This is a genomic window from Pseudomonas sp. GL-RE-29 (assembly GCF_019947275.1).
Taxonomy (GTDB): Bacteria; Pseudomonadota; Gammaproteobacteria; order Pseudomonadales; family Pseudomonadaceae; genus Aquipseudomonas; species Aquipseudomonas fluorescens_A.
Window position 1 is genome coordinate 248,350 of sequence record NZ_JAGYGD010000001.1, and the last position, 15,239, is coordinate 263,588.

Annotated in this window: 12 protein-coding genes; 5 read left to right on the forward strand and 7 right to left on the reverse strand. The window is 59.2% G+C overall.

Annotation, left to right across the window (positions count from 1 at the left end; genetic code table 11):
- Positions 1-215 precede the first annotated feature (215 nt).
- Genes mfd through KGB21_RS01225 form a run of 3 tightly spaced genes read left to right on the forward strand, consistent with a single transcriptional unit; the run spans position 216 to position 6,945 of the window.
- Positions 216-3,665 carry a transcription-repair coupling factor gene (gene mfd / locus KGB21_RS01215; protein ID WP_034147891.1) on the forward strand — a complete coding sequence of 1,150 codons (3,450 nt, stop codon included), beginning with the start codon at positions 216-218 and terminating at the stop codon, positions 3,663-3,665.
- Positions 3,666-3,675: 10 nt separating this feature from the next.
- Positions 3,676-4,242 carry a CsiV family protein gene (locus tag KGB21_RS01220; protein WP_034147892.1) on the forward strand — a complete coding sequence of 189 codons (567 nt, stop codon included), beginning with the start codon at positions 3,676-3,678 and terminating at the stop codon, positions 4,240-4,242.
- A gap of 9 nt (positions 4,243-4,251) precedes the next feature.
- On the forward strand, positions 4,252-6,945 hold the full coding sequence (locus tag KGB21_RS01225) for a DEAD/DEAH box helicase (RefSeq protein ID WP_223503191.1): 2,694 nt from the start codon (positions 4,252-4,254) through the stop codon (positions 6,943-6,945).
- A 139-nt stretch (positions 6,946-7,084) separates the two neighbouring features.
- Here KGB21_RS01225 and KGB21_RS01230 read toward each other — a convergent pair whose 3' ends face one another.
- The 3 genes from KGB21_RS01230 to KGB21_RS01240 all read right to left on the reverse strand — a co-directional run bounded on the left by KGB21_RS01230 (position 7,085) and on the right by KGB21_RS01240 (position 9,711).
- Positions 7,085-7,822: an S-methyl-5'-thioinosine phosphorylase gene (locus KGB21_RS01230; protein WP_034147894.1), complete on the reverse strand. Its 738-nt coding sequence runs from the start codon at positions 7,820-7,822 to the stop codon at positions 7,085-7,087.
- Between the two features lie 12 nt (positions 7,823-7,834).
- On the reverse strand, positions 7,835-8,845 hold the full coding sequence (gene nagZ / locus KGB21_RS01235) for a beta-N-acetylhexosaminidase (protein ID WP_034147895.1): 1,011 nt from the start codon (positions 8,843-8,845) through the stop codon (positions 7,835-7,837).
- Between the two features lie 158 nt (positions 8,846-9,003).
- The gene (locus tag KGB21_RS01240) at positions 9,004-9,711 is read right to left on the reverse strand and encodes a TetR/AcrR family transcriptional regulator (protein ID WP_034147896.1); all 708 of its coding nucleotides are present in this window, start codon (positions 9,709-9,711) and stop codon (positions 9,004-9,006) included.
- 229 nt (positions 9,712-9,940) lie between these two features.
- Here KGB21_RS01240 and lexA point away from each other — a divergent pair, with 229 nt between their 5' ends.
- Complete coding sequence (gene lexA, locus KGB21_RS01245) at positions 9,941-10,549, forward strand: transcriptional repressor LexA (protein WP_034147897.1); 609 nt, start codon at positions 9,941-9,943, stop codon at positions 10,547-10,549.
- A gap of 10 nt (positions 10,550-10,559) precedes the next feature.
- Entirely contained in the window at positions 10,560-11,033 is a 474-nt protein-coding gene (gene sulA / locus KGB21_RS01250) for an SOS-induced cell division inhibitor SulA (protein ID WP_034147898.1), read from the forward strand.
- 93 nt (positions 11,034-11,126) lie between these two features.
- On the opposite strand, the gene KGB21_RS01255 is transcribed toward sulA, so the two are convergent.
- From KGB21_RS01255 to KGB21_RS01270, 4 genes are all read right to left on the reverse strand, one after another.
- A complete protein-coding gene (locus KGB21_RS01255; RefSeq protein WP_034148009.1) occupies positions 11,127-11,360 on the reverse strand; it encodes a hypothetical protein in 234 nt (77 codons plus the stop codon).
- Positions 11,361-11,511: 151 nt separating this feature from the next.
- Positions 11,512-12,036 carry a DUF6586 family protein gene (locus KGB21_RS01260; RefSeq protein WP_034147899.1) on the reverse strand — a complete coding sequence of 175 codons (525 nt, stop codon included), beginning with the start codon at positions 12,034-12,036 and terminating at the stop codon, positions 11,512-11,514.
- A gap of 190 nt (positions 12,037-12,226) precedes the next feature.
- The gene (gene topA / locus KGB21_RS01265; RefSeq protein ID WP_223503193.1) at positions 12,227-14,854 is read right to left on the reverse strand and encodes a type I DNA topoisomerase; all 2,628 of its coding nucleotides are present in this window, start codon (positions 14,852-14,854) and stop codon (positions 12,227-12,229) included.
- Between the two features lie 114 nt (positions 14,855-14,968).
- Positions 14,969-15,205, reverse strand: coding sequence for a DUF1653 domain-containing protein (locus KGB21_RS01270; RefSeq protein WP_034147901.1), 237 nt, complete (start codon positions 15,203-15,205; stop codon positions 14,969-14,971).
- Positions 15,206-15,239: the final 34 nt, after the last annotated feature.

Here is a 15,239-nt window from a genome sequence, read left to right on the forward strand (position 1 = left end):
TTTTTGGGGACAGCGCAACCTTGTCCGTAACCATCCGTAACACTGGTTGTTTTTGCCACTACATATTCGCCAGATTTCACTAAAAAACGCCGCGATTTTGTCTTTACCACTACATTTCGCCTTACCCGCGTAATAGACACATCTGCAACTGACAGCCGGCACCCGAGGCCGCTACAATTACCGACTTTGTCGCAACGCTTGGAGCTCAACCTTCCGTGCCCGTTCTGCGTCTACCGCTTCTCCCTGCCGCGGCAGGTAAACAGCACTGGGGCAACCTGCCCGGTGCCGCCCTGAGCCTGGCCATTGCCGAGGCCGCCAGCGCTGCCAAGCGCTTTACCCTGCTGCTGACCGCCGACAGCCAAAGCGCCGAACGGCTGGAACAGGAGCTGAGTTTCTTCGCCCCGGATTTGCCCGTGCTGCATTTCCCCGACTGGGAAACCCTGCCCTACGACCTGTTCTCGCCGCACCAGGACATCATTTCCCAGCGTATCTCGGCACTTTATAGATTGCCGGAGCTGAGTCATGGCGTGCTGGTGGTGCCGATCACCACCGCCCTGCACCGCCTGGCGCCGACCAAGTTTTTGCTCGGCAGCAGCCTGGTGCTGGATGTCGGCCAGAAGCTCGACGTCGAGCAAATGCGCACCCGCCTCGAAGCCACCGGTTATCGCTACGTCGATACCGTATATGAACATGGCGAATTCACCGTGCGCGGCTCGCTGATCGATCTGTTTCCGATGGGCAGCAAACTGCCATACCGGATCGACCTGTTCGACGACGAAATCGAAACCCTGCGCACCTTTGACCCGGAAAACCAGCGCTCCATCGACAAGGTCGACTCGGTCAAGCTGCTGCCGGCCAAGGAATTCCCGCTGCAGAAAGAAGCGGTCACCCGTTTCAAGGCGCGGTTCCGCGAGCGGTTCGATGTCGACTTCCGTCGCTGCCCGATCTTTCAGGACTTGAGCAGCGGGATTACCCCGGCCGGTATCGAGTACTACTTGCCGCTGTTCTTCGAAGAAACCTCGACCCTGTTCGATTACCTGCCCCAGGACACGCAAGTGTTCTCGTTGCCAGGCATCGAACAGGCCGCGGAAAACTTCTGGAACGACGTGCGTAACCGCTATGAAGAGCGCCGTGTTGATCCGGCCCGTCCTTTATTGCCGCCCGCCGAACTGTTCCTGCCGGTAGAAGACTGCTTCGCGCGCCTGAAAAACTGGCCGCGGGTGGTGGCGAGCCAGCAGGACTTGGAAAGCGGCGCCGGCCGCGAACGCTTCCCCGCGCGCGAACTGCCGAACCTGGCCATCGAAGCCAAGGCCACCCAGCCATTGGCGGCACTGGCCGGTTTCCTCGACGAGTTCCCCGGTCGCGTGCTGTTCACCGCCGAGTCCGCGGGCCGACGCGAAGTGCTGCTGGAACTGCTGGAACGCTTGAAACTGCGACCGAAAACCGTAGACAGCTGGCCTGACTTTGTTGCCGGCAAAGAGCGCCTGGCGATCACCATCGCGCCACTGGATGAAGGTCTGGTGCTGGACGATCCGGCCCTGGCGCTGGTTGCCGAAAGTCCATTGTTCGGGCAGCGCGTGATGCAGCGCCGGCGCCGTGAAAAACGCGCTGACGCCAATAACGACGCGGTCATCAAGAACCTCACCGAGCTGCGTGAAGGGGCGCCGGTGGTGCACATCGATCACGGCGTCGGTCGCTACCTCGGTCTCGCGACTTTGGAGATCGACAGCCAGACCGCCGAATTCCTCGCCCTGGAATACGCCGAGGGCGCCAAGCTCTACGTGCCGGTGGCCAACCTGCATTTGATCGCCCGCTACACCGGCAGCGACGATGCACTCGCCCCGCTGCACCGTCTCGGTTCCGAGACCTGGCAGAAAGCCAAGCGCAAAGCCGCCGAACAGGTGCGCGACGTCGCGGCCGAGTTGCTCGACATCTATGCCCGCCGCGCCGCCCGTGAAGGCTATGCCTTCGCCGACCCGAAAGCCGATTACGCCACGTTCAGCGCCGGTTTTCCGTTCGAAGAAACCCCGGACCAGCAAACCACCATCGAAGCCGTGCGCGAAGACATGCTCGCGCCGAAGCCGATGGATCGCCTGGTGTGCGGCGACGTCGGCTTCGGCAAGACCGAAGTGGCCATGCGCGCTGCATTCATTGCCGTGCACGGCGGCCGCCAGGTAGCGATTCTGGTGCCGACCACCCTGCTCGCCCAACAACACTACAACAGCTTCCGCGACCGCTTCGCCGACTGGCCGGTGACCGTGGAAGTGATGAGTCGCTTCAAGTCGACCAAGGAAGTGAACGCTGCCGTCGCCGATCTCGCCGAAGGCAAGATCGACATCGTCATCGGTACGCACAAGCTGCTGCAGGACGACGTGAAGATCAAAAACCTCGGCCTGGTGATCATCGACGAGGAACACCGTTTCGGTGTGCGCCAGAAAGAACAGCTCAAGGCCCTGCGCAGTGAAGTCGACATCCTGACCCTGACCGCCACGCCGATTCCGCGCACGCTGAACATGGCCGTGTCGGGCATGCGCGACCTGTCGATCATCGCCACGCCACCGGCCCGACGCCTGTCGGTGCGGACCTTCGTCATGGAGCAGAACAAGAGCACGGTCAAAGAAGCCTTGCTCCGTGAGCTGCTGCGTGGCGGCCAGGTTTATTACCTGCACAACGACGTGAAGACCATCGAGAAATGCGCCGCCGACCTCGCCGAACTGGTGCCGGAAGCACGGATCGGCATCGGCCACGGGCAGATGCGCGAACGCGAACTCGAACAGGTGATGAGCGACTTCTACCACAAGCGCTTCAACGTGTTGATCGCCTCGACCATCATCGAGACCGGCATCGACGTGCCGAGCGCTAACACCATCATCATCGAGCGTGCCGACAAATTCGGCCTGGCACAGCTGCACCAGTTGCGCGGCCGCGTTGGACGCAGCCACCACCAGGCGTACGCCTACCTGCTGACGCCACCGCGCCAGCAAATCACTGCGGACGCGGAAAAACGCCTGGAAGCGATTGCCAACACCCAGGACCTAGGCGCGGGCTTCGTGCTTGCCACCAACGACTTGGAAATCCGAGGTGCCGGCGAACTGCTCGGTGACGGTCAGAGCGGGCAGATCCAGGCAGTCGGCTTCACGCTGTACATGGAAATGCTTGAGCGCGCGGTGAAGTCTATCCGCAAGGGCGAGCAACCGAACCTCGATCAACCGCTGGGCGGGGGTCCGGAAGTCAACTTGCGCGTACCGGCGTTGATTCCCGAAGACTATCTGCCGGACGTTCACGCACGGCTGATTCTCTACAAGCGCATCGCCTCGGCCAGCGATGAGGAAGGCCTCAAGGATCTGCAAGTGGAGATGATCGACCGTTTCGGCCTGTTGCCGGAGCCGACCAAGAATTTGATGCGCATCACTGCGCTGAAATTGCAGGCGGAGTTGCTGGGCATCAAGAAAGTCGATGGTGGCCCGCAGGGTGGTCGAATCGAGTTTGCGACGCAGACGCCGGTCGACCCGCTGACGCTGATCAAGCTGATCCAGAGCCAGCCAAAACGCTACAAATTCGAAGGGGCCACGATGTTTAAGTTCCAGGTTCCGATGGAGCGCCCGGAAGAGCGCTTTAATACTGTAGAGGCGCTGTTCGAGCGCCTCATTCCGAAAACTGCTTGAAGGACGCCGCATGCGCCTGTTTCGCTCACTGACCTTATTGATGACGTTGGTCGCACCCTCGGTATTTGCCGATGATCTGTATCAGATTGAAATGATTCTGGTGCGGCAGAATGCCGTGCCGGCGATTGTCAGCCGTGCCGCGCCGGAAGACTGGGCCGCTGGCGCGCAAGCCGTCAGCCCCGACAGCCTGCGAACGCCGAGCCTCAATGGCGAAGTGGAAAAGCTGACCGCCAGCAATGAATACACCGTGCTACTGCACAAAGCCTGGCAACAAAACCTCGGCGAGGAAGCCACCAAAGTCGCGATCAGCGACGGCAAGGAACAATATGGTCAGTTCCCGATCGAGGGTACGCTGAGCATGAAACTGGGGCGCTTCACCGACGTCGATGCGGATTTCTGGGTCAACCAAATCGACGTCAACGGCATGGTCACCGCTAGCGAACGCCTGAAGCAGGAAAGCCACACCAAGAACGGCCAGTTGAACTTCCTCGACAACGGCCACCTCGGCCTGCTGATCAAGATCACCTCGCTGACCGCCCCTGCACCCCGAGCAGCTCCCGAAGAAATTCCGGACTGATTGACTCTTATGTCAGCGACCCTGAGCAAACCCCTGGCACCATCCTGGGTCAGCCGATTCAAAGAACAGAGCCTGGAGCGTGGCCGCCGCTACGCTCTGGAGAACCGCGTCAGGATCGTCGAGGCCGGCGACGCCACCATCATCGCGGCTTGCGAAGGCTCTGGCGGTAACGTTTACCGTCAGACCATTCGCCTGCGCGAGTCGGCTAAAGGCACTTTGCTGATGGTCGACGCCACCTGCTCTTGCCCGGTCCACAGCAACTGCAAACACTGTGCGGCGGTATTGCTCCAGGTGCAGGAAACCCTCGATTACCCCGCCGCCGCCAAAGACGCCGAGCTTCTGGAAAAACTCCAGGCCGTATTGGAAAACCGAAATCCGAAAGCGCCGCCGCAAGTGCTGGTGGATAACGTGCAACCGGTACCGCGCCTGTGGCTGGCGAGTATCGAGTTCAGCGCTTTCGAACCGCGCAATGGCAGGATGCAACGCTACATCCAGCACCGTGCGGCGCTGTCCTTCAGCTATCTGGATGAATACGTTTCCGGGCAGAAAAACACTGACATCCTGATTCGTCAGGAGACACAGACACTGCGGATAAAACGTCACCCGGAAGTGGAACAGTCCTACAGGGAACAGCTGCGAATCCTCGGCTTCAAAATCGCCACCCGCCAAAGCAAAGCCTTGCCGGAAAGTGCTGGCGAACTGTTTGAGATGGTCAACGACAGCGCCTGGCTGACCTTTACCCTCAACGAGCTGCCGAAGCTGCGCACCCAGGGCTGGGAGCTGCAAATCAACGAAGACTTCGGTTTCGACCTGACCGCCGTCGACGACTGGTACGCCACCGTCGAACAGGCGCCGGAACGCGACTGGTTTGATCTGGAGCTTGGCATCATCGTCAACGGCGAACGGCTGAGTCTGCTGCCGATCCTGCTGAATTTGATGCGCTCTCACACCGAAATCCTCAACCCGGAACGCCTCGCCCGGCGGCGCGACGACGAGCTGATTCTGGTGAACATTCCCAACCGACCGAACTCCGAGTACGGACCTCTGCAAGTCGCCCTGCCCTTCGGCCGTTTGAAACCGGTGCTGGCGACACTCGGCGAGTTCTATCTGCAAGAGCCCGGCGAAACCACCTTACGCTTGAGCAAGGCTGATGCCACGCGTCTGAATCCGTTGGAAGACCTGCCGCTGCTGTGGGAAGGCGGCGAACAGATTCGCAGCTTTGCCCAGCGCCTGCGGGACATCAAGGACTACACCGCCACAGTGCCGGAAGGCTTGAACGCGACGCTGCGCCCGTATCAGCTGGAAGGCCTGAGCTGGATGCAGTCGCTGCGGCAGCTGGAAGTCGGCGGGATCCTTGCGGATGACATGGGCCTGGGTAAAACCCTACAAACCCTGGCGCACGTTCTTACCGAAAAAAACGCCGGACGCCTCGACCGGCCGTGCATGGTGGTGATGCCTACCAGTTTGATCCCCAACTGGCTCGACGAAGCAGCGCATTTCACACCGCAACTCAAAGTGCTGGCGCTCTACGGCGCCAGTCGCAAAAAACATTTCGAGCATCTGGCCGATTACGACCTGATCCTGACCACCTACGCATTGCTGCCCAAAGACGTCGAACGCCTAGCGGCGCAGCCGTTGCACATATTGGTGCTGGATGAAGCGCAGTACATCAAGAACCCGAACAGTAAGGCCGCCCAGGCTGCGCGCGAGCTGAATGCCCGTCAGCGACTGTGCCTGAGTGGCACACCTCTGGAAAACCACCTGGGCGAACTGTGGTCGCTGTTTCACTTCTTGCTGCCCGGTTGGCTTGGCGATGTAAAAAGCTTCAACCGCGACTACCGCGTGCCGATTGAAAAGCGCACCAGCGAAGTCAGACTTCAGCACCTCAATGGTCGGATCAAACCCTTCCTGCTGCGTCGCACCAAGGAACAGGTCGCCACCGAGTTGCCGCCAAAAACCGAGATCATCCATTGGGTCGAACTCAATGAAGCGCAACGCGACGTGTACGAAACCATGCGCCTGGCCATGGACAAGAAAGTCCGCGACGAGATCACCCGCAAAGGCGTGGCACGCAGTCAGATCATCATTCTTGAAGCGCTGCTGAAATTGCGCCAGGTGTGCTGCGACTTACGCCTGGTCAACGACGCCACCCCGCCGGCTCGCGGCAGTACGTCGGGCAAGCTCGATAGCTTGATGGAAATGCTCGAAGAGCTGTTCGAGGAAGGCCGGCGGATTCTGCTGTTCTCGCAGTTCACGTCGATGCTGGCGCTGATCGAGGTCGAACTGAAGAAGCGCGGTGTTGAATACGCCTTGCTGACTGGGCAGACCCGGGACCGACGTTCGCCGGTGAAAGACTTCCAGAGCGGCAAGCGTCAGATTTTTCTGATCAGCTTGAAGGCTGGTGGCGTAGGTTTGAATCTGACGGAAGCAGACACGGTGATTCATTACGATCCGTGGTGGAATCCGGCGACGGAAAATCAGGCGACCGACCGGGCCTACCGCATCGGGCAAGAGAAACCGGTGTTTGTTTACAAATTGATTGCGCGCGGCACGGTTGAAGAAAAAATTCAGCACCTGCAAAAGGAAAAATCCGACCTTGCGGCGGGCGTGCTGGATGGGCGTCAGGCGGGGGACTGGAAAATGCAGAATGATGACATTGACGCGTTGTTTGCTCCGTTGCCGGATAAGCTGGAGAAGCGCTGAGTTCAGCGCCTGACAAATCGCTATCGAGGGCGAGCCACGCTCCTACAGGGTCGGTGCTGGTCACAAATTCTGTGATCGACTCGATACCTGTGGGAGCTGGCTTGCCAGCGCTAGGTTCAACTCGGTGCTGTAGCCTGACTCAGCCCTTGAGCACCCGCGCCAACGTCGACTTCACCTTGCCCATCCCGTCATGCAAGGCCTGCTCGATCTCGGCCATGGTAATCACCGCCGTCGACTTGCCCGCTGCCGGGTTCACCACCAGCGCCAGACACGCGTAATCCAGTTCCAGCTCACGAGCGAGGGCCGCTTCCGGCATGCCGGTCATGCCGACGATGTCACAACCGTCACGCTCCAGCCTGGCGATTTCAGCGACGGTTTCCAGCCGTGGGCCCTGGGTGCAGGCATACACACCATGACTGCTGTAGCCCACGCCTTCAGCCGCCAGCGCTGCGATCAATTGCTGACGCAACGGCTCGCTGTACGGGTAGCTGAAGTCGATGTGGGTGACCTGCTCCAGGTCATCGGCAAAATAGGTGTGCTCGCGACCGCTGGTGTAGTCGATCAACTGATGCGGCACGCAGAAATGCCCGGTCCCCATCGCAGAATGAATTCCACCCACCGCGTTGACCGCGAGAATTGCCTCGGCCCCGGCTTGCTTCAGCGCCCAAAGATTGGCGCGGTAATTCACCTGATGGGGCGGAAAACGGTGCGGGTGACCGTGACGGGCGAGGAACAGCACTTCCTTGCCAGCGTACTCGCCGATCTGCACTTCGGCGGAAGGCGCGCCGTAAGGGGTGTCCACCGCCAATGACTGACGAATGCTCAGGCCTTCGAGTTGAGTCAGGCCGGTGCCACCGATAATCGCGTAAACCGTCATAACGAACAGTCCTTAATCAATCAATTGAGCTTCTTTGAGCGCGCCGACGGCTGCCAGCCAACGCGGGTCTTGACGGTATTCAGTGCTCGCAAACGACTGACCACGCATGCGCGCAATGCGCTCGGAAGGCTTGACCTTCAGGCGCTGGGCCGCGCTCAGCGCCAGTTCGGCGGCAGCGCGATCGTTGCACACCAGGCCCATGTCGCATCCGGCGGTTAACGCTGCTTCAATGCGGCTGGCAGCATCGCCTACTACGTGGGCGCCGGCCATGGACAAGTCGTCACTGAAAATCACACCGTCGAATTGCAACTCACCGCGCAGGATATCCTGCAACCAACGACGGGAAAAACCGGCTGGCTGGGAATCGACTTGCGGGTAAATAACGTGCGCCGGCATGACCGCAGCCAGCTGCTTGCTCAATTTGGCGAAAGGCACCAGGTCATTGGCGCGAATCTGGTCGAGGCTGCGCTCATCGTTGGGGATTGCGACGTGGGAATCCGCTTCAGCCCAACCGTGACCGGGGAAATGCTTGCCGGTCGCGGCCATGCCGGCGCTGTTCATACCGCGGATAAATGCGCCTGCCAGCAGGGCTGCGCGCTCCGGGTCACCTTCGAACGAGCGGGTACCAACTACGGCGCTGCGCTGGTAATCGAGATCCAGCACCGGGGCAAAACTCAGATCCAGGCCTACGGCCAACACTTCGGTCGCCATGATCCAGCCACACTGCTCAGCCAGATACTCGGCATTGTGGTTATCGGCAATGGCACGCATGGCGGGCAATCGCACGAAGCCCTGACGCAGACGCTGCACCCGCCCGCCCTCCTGATCCACCGCCAGCAGCAGATCAGGACGAATGGCGCGAATCGAAGCGCTCAATTCGCGGACCTGACGCGGGTTTTCAATGTTGCGGGCGAAAATGATCAGACCGCCTACTTCGGGTTGACGCAGCAATTGGCGATCTTCAGCCGTCAGCCAGGTACCGGCGACGTCCACCATCAACGAGCCTTGCAGGCCAGCAGTCATAGAGATTCCTTGATAACGAAGAACCCGGCTCGCACGAATTCGCCGCCATGGGCGATGCCCGGCAGGTCGGCGATAAAAATTGGGAGCGGATTCAGAACGAGAGTCGACATGGGCGGCTAGCTTAGCGGATGTCAGCTGCCGCGCCCACCTGTGTGCGGTTAAACCTTGGCGGCAACCGGTGTCGACTTGCTGCGCGGACGCAACTGCGCGGCGGCCATGACCGTGTCGGTGACACCGGATTCGGCACGCATGCCAGCTGCCAGGAACGGCACCATCAGACGCATGACTTGCTCGATCGAGGTATTCACTCCGAAGTCGGTTTCGGCGATGGCGCGCAAGGCCTTGATACCGGACATGCTGAACGCCGCTGCACCTAGCATGAAGTGCACGCGCCAGAACAGTTCGATCGGCGGGATACGCGGCGCGGCTTCGTTGACCAGCATCATGTAACGGCGGAACACTTTCCCGTACATGTCTTCCAGATAACGACGCAAATGTCCTTGGCTCTGACTGAAGGCCAGCCCCAGCAAGCGCATGAAGATAGACAGATCGTTACCACTACGCGGTTGAACCACAAGGGCTTGCTCGACGAGGATCTCCAGCAGCTCCTCGAGCGTGGCCTTGTTCTCTGGCTTGGACTGTCGACGCTCCAGCTCTTTATCGAGGCTGATGCAGAATGGCCCGAGAAAACGCGAGAAGACCGCCTGAATCAGCGCCTTTTTCGAGCCGAAGTGATAATTCACCGCTGCCAGATTGACACCGGCCTTGCTGGTGATCAGACGCAACGAGGTTTCAGCGAAACCTTTTTCCGCGAACAACTGCTCGGCAGCATCGAGAATGCGTTCAACGGTTTCCGACTGGGCCATGGCTACTCCGCCTGACAAACACTTGTTTGAAACATACGTTTCAGCTTGTGTATTGTCAAGTCTGGCAGTTCTTTTTGGGAATGGTCGGTCAGCCATTTAACCACACAACCGCAAAGCTTCAATCAGCAGGCCGAACGACCGTCTAGCGGCGTGCAAAAAAAGGGGCATTGCCAAGACCGATTCACTGTATATAATCCCAGTCACTGTATAAAAAGACAGAGCGATCAATATGCTAAAGCTGACGCCACGCCAAGCAGAGATTCTGGCCTTCATCAAACGCTGCCTGGAAGACAATGGGTACCCGCCGACCCGCGCGGAAATCGCTCAGGAACTGGGGTTCAAATCGCCCAACGCTGCAGAAGAGCATCTCAAGGCACTTGCCCGCAAAGGCGCGATCGAGATGACTCCCGGGGCTTCGCGCGGCATTCGCATTCCCGGCTTCGAAGCCAAGGCCGATGACTCCAGCCTGCCGATCATTGGCCGTGTTGCCGCTGGCGCACCGATCCTTGCGCAACAGCATGTCGAAGAGTCCTGCAACATCAACCCTGCTTTCTTCCATCCGCGCGCCGACTACCTGCTGCGCGTCCATGGCATGAGCATGAAGGACGTTGGCATTTTCGACGGCGACCTGTTGGCCGTCCACACCACCCGTGAAGCCCGCAATGGCCAGATCGTGGTAGCACGAATCGGCGACGAAGTGACCGTCAAGCGCTTCAAGCGTGATGGCAGCAAGGTCTGGTTGATTGCCGAAAACCCTGAATTCGCTCCAATTGAAGTGAACCTTAAAGATCAGGAACTGGTGATCGAAGGCTTGAGTGTCGGCGTCATTCGCCGCTAAAGGAGGCTTTATGCAGTTCCCACATACATCACAGCAAGCTCAACTGCCGCTGTTCGAGGCATTCATGGCCCCGCCATTGGCGCCGATCCTGAAGGAAGTGGTCGAGTCGCCGTGGAGCGCCGAGCCAGAGGTCTTCAGTGAATTGTCTCTGCGTGGTGCAGCCGGGAACTGCCTGAACCTTCTGGCACCGATCCTCAGGGAATTAAGTCAGGATCAGGATGCGCGCTGGCTGACACTCATCGCCCCACCCGCCAGCCTGACTCAGGCCTGGTTGCGGGACGCCGGCCTCAACCGCGAACGCATTCTGCTGCTGCAACCGCGCGGCACCCAGAGCGCCCAGCAGTTGACATGCGAAGCCCTTCGTCTTGGTCGCAGCCACACGGTCGTCAGCTGGCTCAACCCACTGAGCACAAACGCTCGCCAACAGTTAATCAGCGCCGCCCGAACCGGGGACGCACAAAGCCTGAACATTAAATTGGGTTAACTGACAAACACTGCGCACATTGATCTGTGCAAGGCTTCTCTAAGGAGAGAGAAGCCGATACAAAGCTGTACCCGAAAAAACCGACGGGCGGGATCAATGAAGGACCCGCGACCCCTCGTCCTTCTCGAATTCGCCTTCAACCATGCGCCCCGCCATCTGAACGCCGACGCTCAACATCGCCTTGGCGACTTCAACGTGCTGGCCTTGCAGGAACGCTTTGGCGTCCTCGGAGAAATCCAAAGTAACCAGAGAACCCTCGTCCTCAGCTCTGCGCAGCTCGATACGGCCGTCTGGTAACTCGACAATTTCTAGAAAGGACGTTGGCATAAAGGTGTGTTCTCCACGAAAGGCAGGGATTATATAGGCATCAGCCAGGCTTCGCTCGGGATCTTGACCAGATGCCATCGCAAAGAAACATCTATTAGCAATCATCCCTGAACGGAAAGCTCTTGAAGCTATCCGTCATCCGCTCAATCCTTCAGCACTCGTTCAAGCCTTCGCGAAAACGGAGCGCCAGGCTTTTAAGGTTTTGACGCCAGCTCTCCAGCTCCTCACGACTCAGTTCTTGAGGCGCCTCTTCTTCATCCAGGTTTACCGCCAGGATCAGCGGCTGGGTCACATCGCCTTTTGGCTTGTGCGGCGCCCGAGGCGGCTGGAACAAGGTTGCATGGGCCGACAGAAGCTTGGCCAGCCAGGTTTCCGGATTGTTGGCCAGTTCGACCATCTCGGCCATTTCAGGAATGGCGATGGACTCCAGCACCTCGCGGGTCAGCAGCAGCTCCGCCCGAGGTGCATTGGCCTGAGGCAAGCGATAGAAACCGGCGATTTCGTGGCACAGCCCCAGCAGCGCTCCGTACAGATGAAACAACGCCGATTCGCGCCCAGCCTGAATCAGCGCCAGGGAGTTCATCGCCCGCCCCTCTTCTGCCTTGGCGAGTGCTTCCAGCGAAAGACCGGCGAAATAAATCTTCTGGTTAGTACGGGTATAGAGTTCGTGGGCCATGACGGCAGTCTCCACAACGAAATAATTGCTTCACGCAGGTCGCACAGTGTCGTGGATCAGCCAAGCTGACCGCAAGCCCAAAACAAAAAGGCCGCATGAAAACCCAAGGGTTGTCATGCGGCCTTTTGTTTGTGGCGAGAGAGCTTGCTCCCATTGGCCGACGAAGTCGGCCCATTATCAGCCTGCGCGCTTAAGCCTTCGCTGCTGGACGCTTGTCTTCAACCTTCCACTTACCGCCGTCGTAGAACGCCTTCCAGCCAGTCGGCTTACCGTCGACTTCTGTCTGGACGTACTGTTCCTTGGTCTTGCGGCTGTAGCGAATCACGGCTGGCAGACCATCCGGATCTTTCTTCGGCGCTTCACAAAGGTAGTGGTACTTCGGATCGATCTCATCCTTGTGCGGCACGATTTCCACAACCAGCGGAGCGCGGGTCTCGCGGTTTTTCGGGAACTGGCTGGCCGCCAGGAACAGGCCGGACGCACCGTCGCGCAGGATGTAGGTGTCGTTGACCTTTTCGCATTTCAGCTCAGGCATCTTCACCGGATCCATCTTCGGCGGCGCCGCATCACCACTTTTCAGCAGCTTGCGAGTGTTCTTGCACGTCGGGTTGGTGCATCCGAAGAACTTGCCGAAGCGGCCAGTCTTGAGCTGCATCTCGCTGCCGCACTTGTCGCACTCCAGGCTCGGACCTTCGTAGCCCTTGATTCGATAGGTGCCCTCTTCGATTTCGTAGCCGTTGCAATCCGGATTGTTACCGCAGATGTGCAGCTTGCGCTTTTCGTCGAGCAGGTAAGCATCCATCGCTGTGCTGCAGATCGGGCAGCGATGCTTGCCACGCAGTACCAGCGATTCCGATTCACCCTCGTCGTCCGCAGCGATTTCATCGCCCGGTACAAGGTTGACGGTGGCCTTGCAGCGTTCTTTCGGCGGCAGGCTGTAACCCGAACAACCGAGGAACACACCGGTCGACGCGGTACGAATCTGCATCGGACGACCGCAGGTGGTGCACGGAATATCGGTCATCACCGGCTGGTTGGCGCGCATGCCGTTTTCCGGGCTTTCGGCTACTTCGAGTTTTTTCTTGAAGTCGCCGTAGAACTCGTCGAGCACGTTTTTCCAGTCGCGTTCGCCCTGGGCCACGTCATCGAGGTGCTCTTCCATGCCGGCAGTGAAGCCGTAGTCCATCAAGTTGGAGAAGCTTTCGGCCAGACGTTCGGTAACGATGTCACCCATCTTTTCCGAATAGAAACGACGGTTGTGCAGCGCGACGTAGCCACGATCCTGGATAGTCGAGATGATTGCGGCGTAGGTCGAAGGACGGCCGATTCCGCGTTTTTCCATTTCTTTTACCAGGCTGGCTTCCGAGTAACGCGCCGGCGGCTTGGTGAAGTGCTGGGTCGGATCAAGCTTGATCAGCTTCATCGCGTCACCCTGGGCCATGTCCGGCAGTACGTCGTCATCGCCCGGCTTGGCGATTTGCGGCATGACGCGGGTGTAACCGTCGAACTTCAGGATGCGGCCCTTGGCGCGCAGCTCGAAGTCGCCGGCACCGACGGTGACCGTGGTCGACAGGTATTGCGCCGGCAGCATCTGGCAGGCGAGGAACTGGCGCCAGATCAACTCGTAGAGGCGCTCAGCGTCCCGCTCCATGCCCGACAGCTTGCTAGGCTCGGTGTTGGCGTCGGATGGACGAATCGCTTCGTGAGCTTCCTGTGCGCCTTCCTTGCTGCTGTAGACGTTCGGGGTTTCCGGCAGGTATTTCTTGCCGAACTCACCTTCAATATAAGTACGCGCCATTGCCACGGCATCAACCGAGAGATTGGTCGAGTCGGTACGCATGTAAGTGATGTAGCCGGCTTCATACAGACGCTGAGCCATCATCATGGTTTTCTTCACACCGAAGCCCAGGCGGTTGCTCGCGGCCTGCTGCAGGGTGGAAGTGATGAACGGTGCCGACGGCTTGCTGCTGGTCGGCTTGTCTTCACGCTTGACGATGCTGTAGCTGGAAGCCTTGAGCTTCTCCAGCGCGGCCATGGCCTGGGCTTCGTTGAGCGGTTTGAAGGCTTCGCCTTTCTCGCGAGCAACGTCGAAACGTACGGTAGCGCCTTTGGCTGTGCCGAGGTCGGCGTGAACTTCCCAGTACTCTTCCGGGATGAACGCACGTATCTCGCGCTCACGTTCAACGACCAGCTTCACCGCAACCGATTGCACACGACCGGCGGACAGGCCACGAGCGATCTTGGCCCACAGCAGCGGCGAAACCATGTAACCCACGACGCGGTCGAGGAAACGACGCGCCTGCTGGGCATTTACACGGTCGATGTCCAGCTCGCCCGGCTTGGAGAAGGCTTCCTGAATCGCCTTCTTGGTGATTTCGTTGAACACCACGCGCTTGTAGCGGGTGTCGTCACCACCGATGGCTTCGCGCAGGTGCCAGGCAATGGCTTCCCCCTCGCGGTCCAAGTCGGTTGCGAGATAGATGGTGTCAGCATCTTTGGCGAGCCGGCGCAGCTCTTCGATGACCTTTTCCTTGCCTGGAAGGATCTCGTACTTGGCTTTCCAGCCATGATCGGGATCGACCCCCATGCGAGCGACCAGCTGCTTGCGCGCCTTTTCTTTCGGCGACAAGGCCGGCGCTTCACCCGCAGCGGCCTTGCCGCGCTTGGCGGCTGGCTCTTTGCTGGCGCTAGCCGAACCGCTGGTGGGCAGGTCTCGGATATGGCCGATACTCGACTTCACCACGTATTCGTTGCCCAAATACTTGTTGATGGTCTTGGCCTTAGCCGGGGATTCCACAATGACCAGCGATTTGCCCATGGATCAGAAAATTCCTGAATTCTAGAAGTGAAAGGCGGTTGGCGCCTGACGCGGCACCGCTATATATAGTGGCTACAAGGTGAGGTCAAGCGCAGGGTATTGCGCGCACTCAGCTTATGGCTTGGAAAAAACACTCGGTTCAGCTTGCACCAAAGCAAAGCGTGGCACCTGCTCCCCGTCAACTTCGACCGACTCCAGGAACATGCTCAAGGGACGTACCCAAAAGCCGTAATCGCCATACAGGGCTTGGTAGAAGACCACTTCTTCTTCGGTTTCCGAATGCCGCGCAACGCTGAATACACGGTACTGCGGACCCTTGTAATGTTGATAGAGCCCAGGTTGTATCGGCATGCTTCGGCCCTCACTCAAATTTTTTCAAAATAAA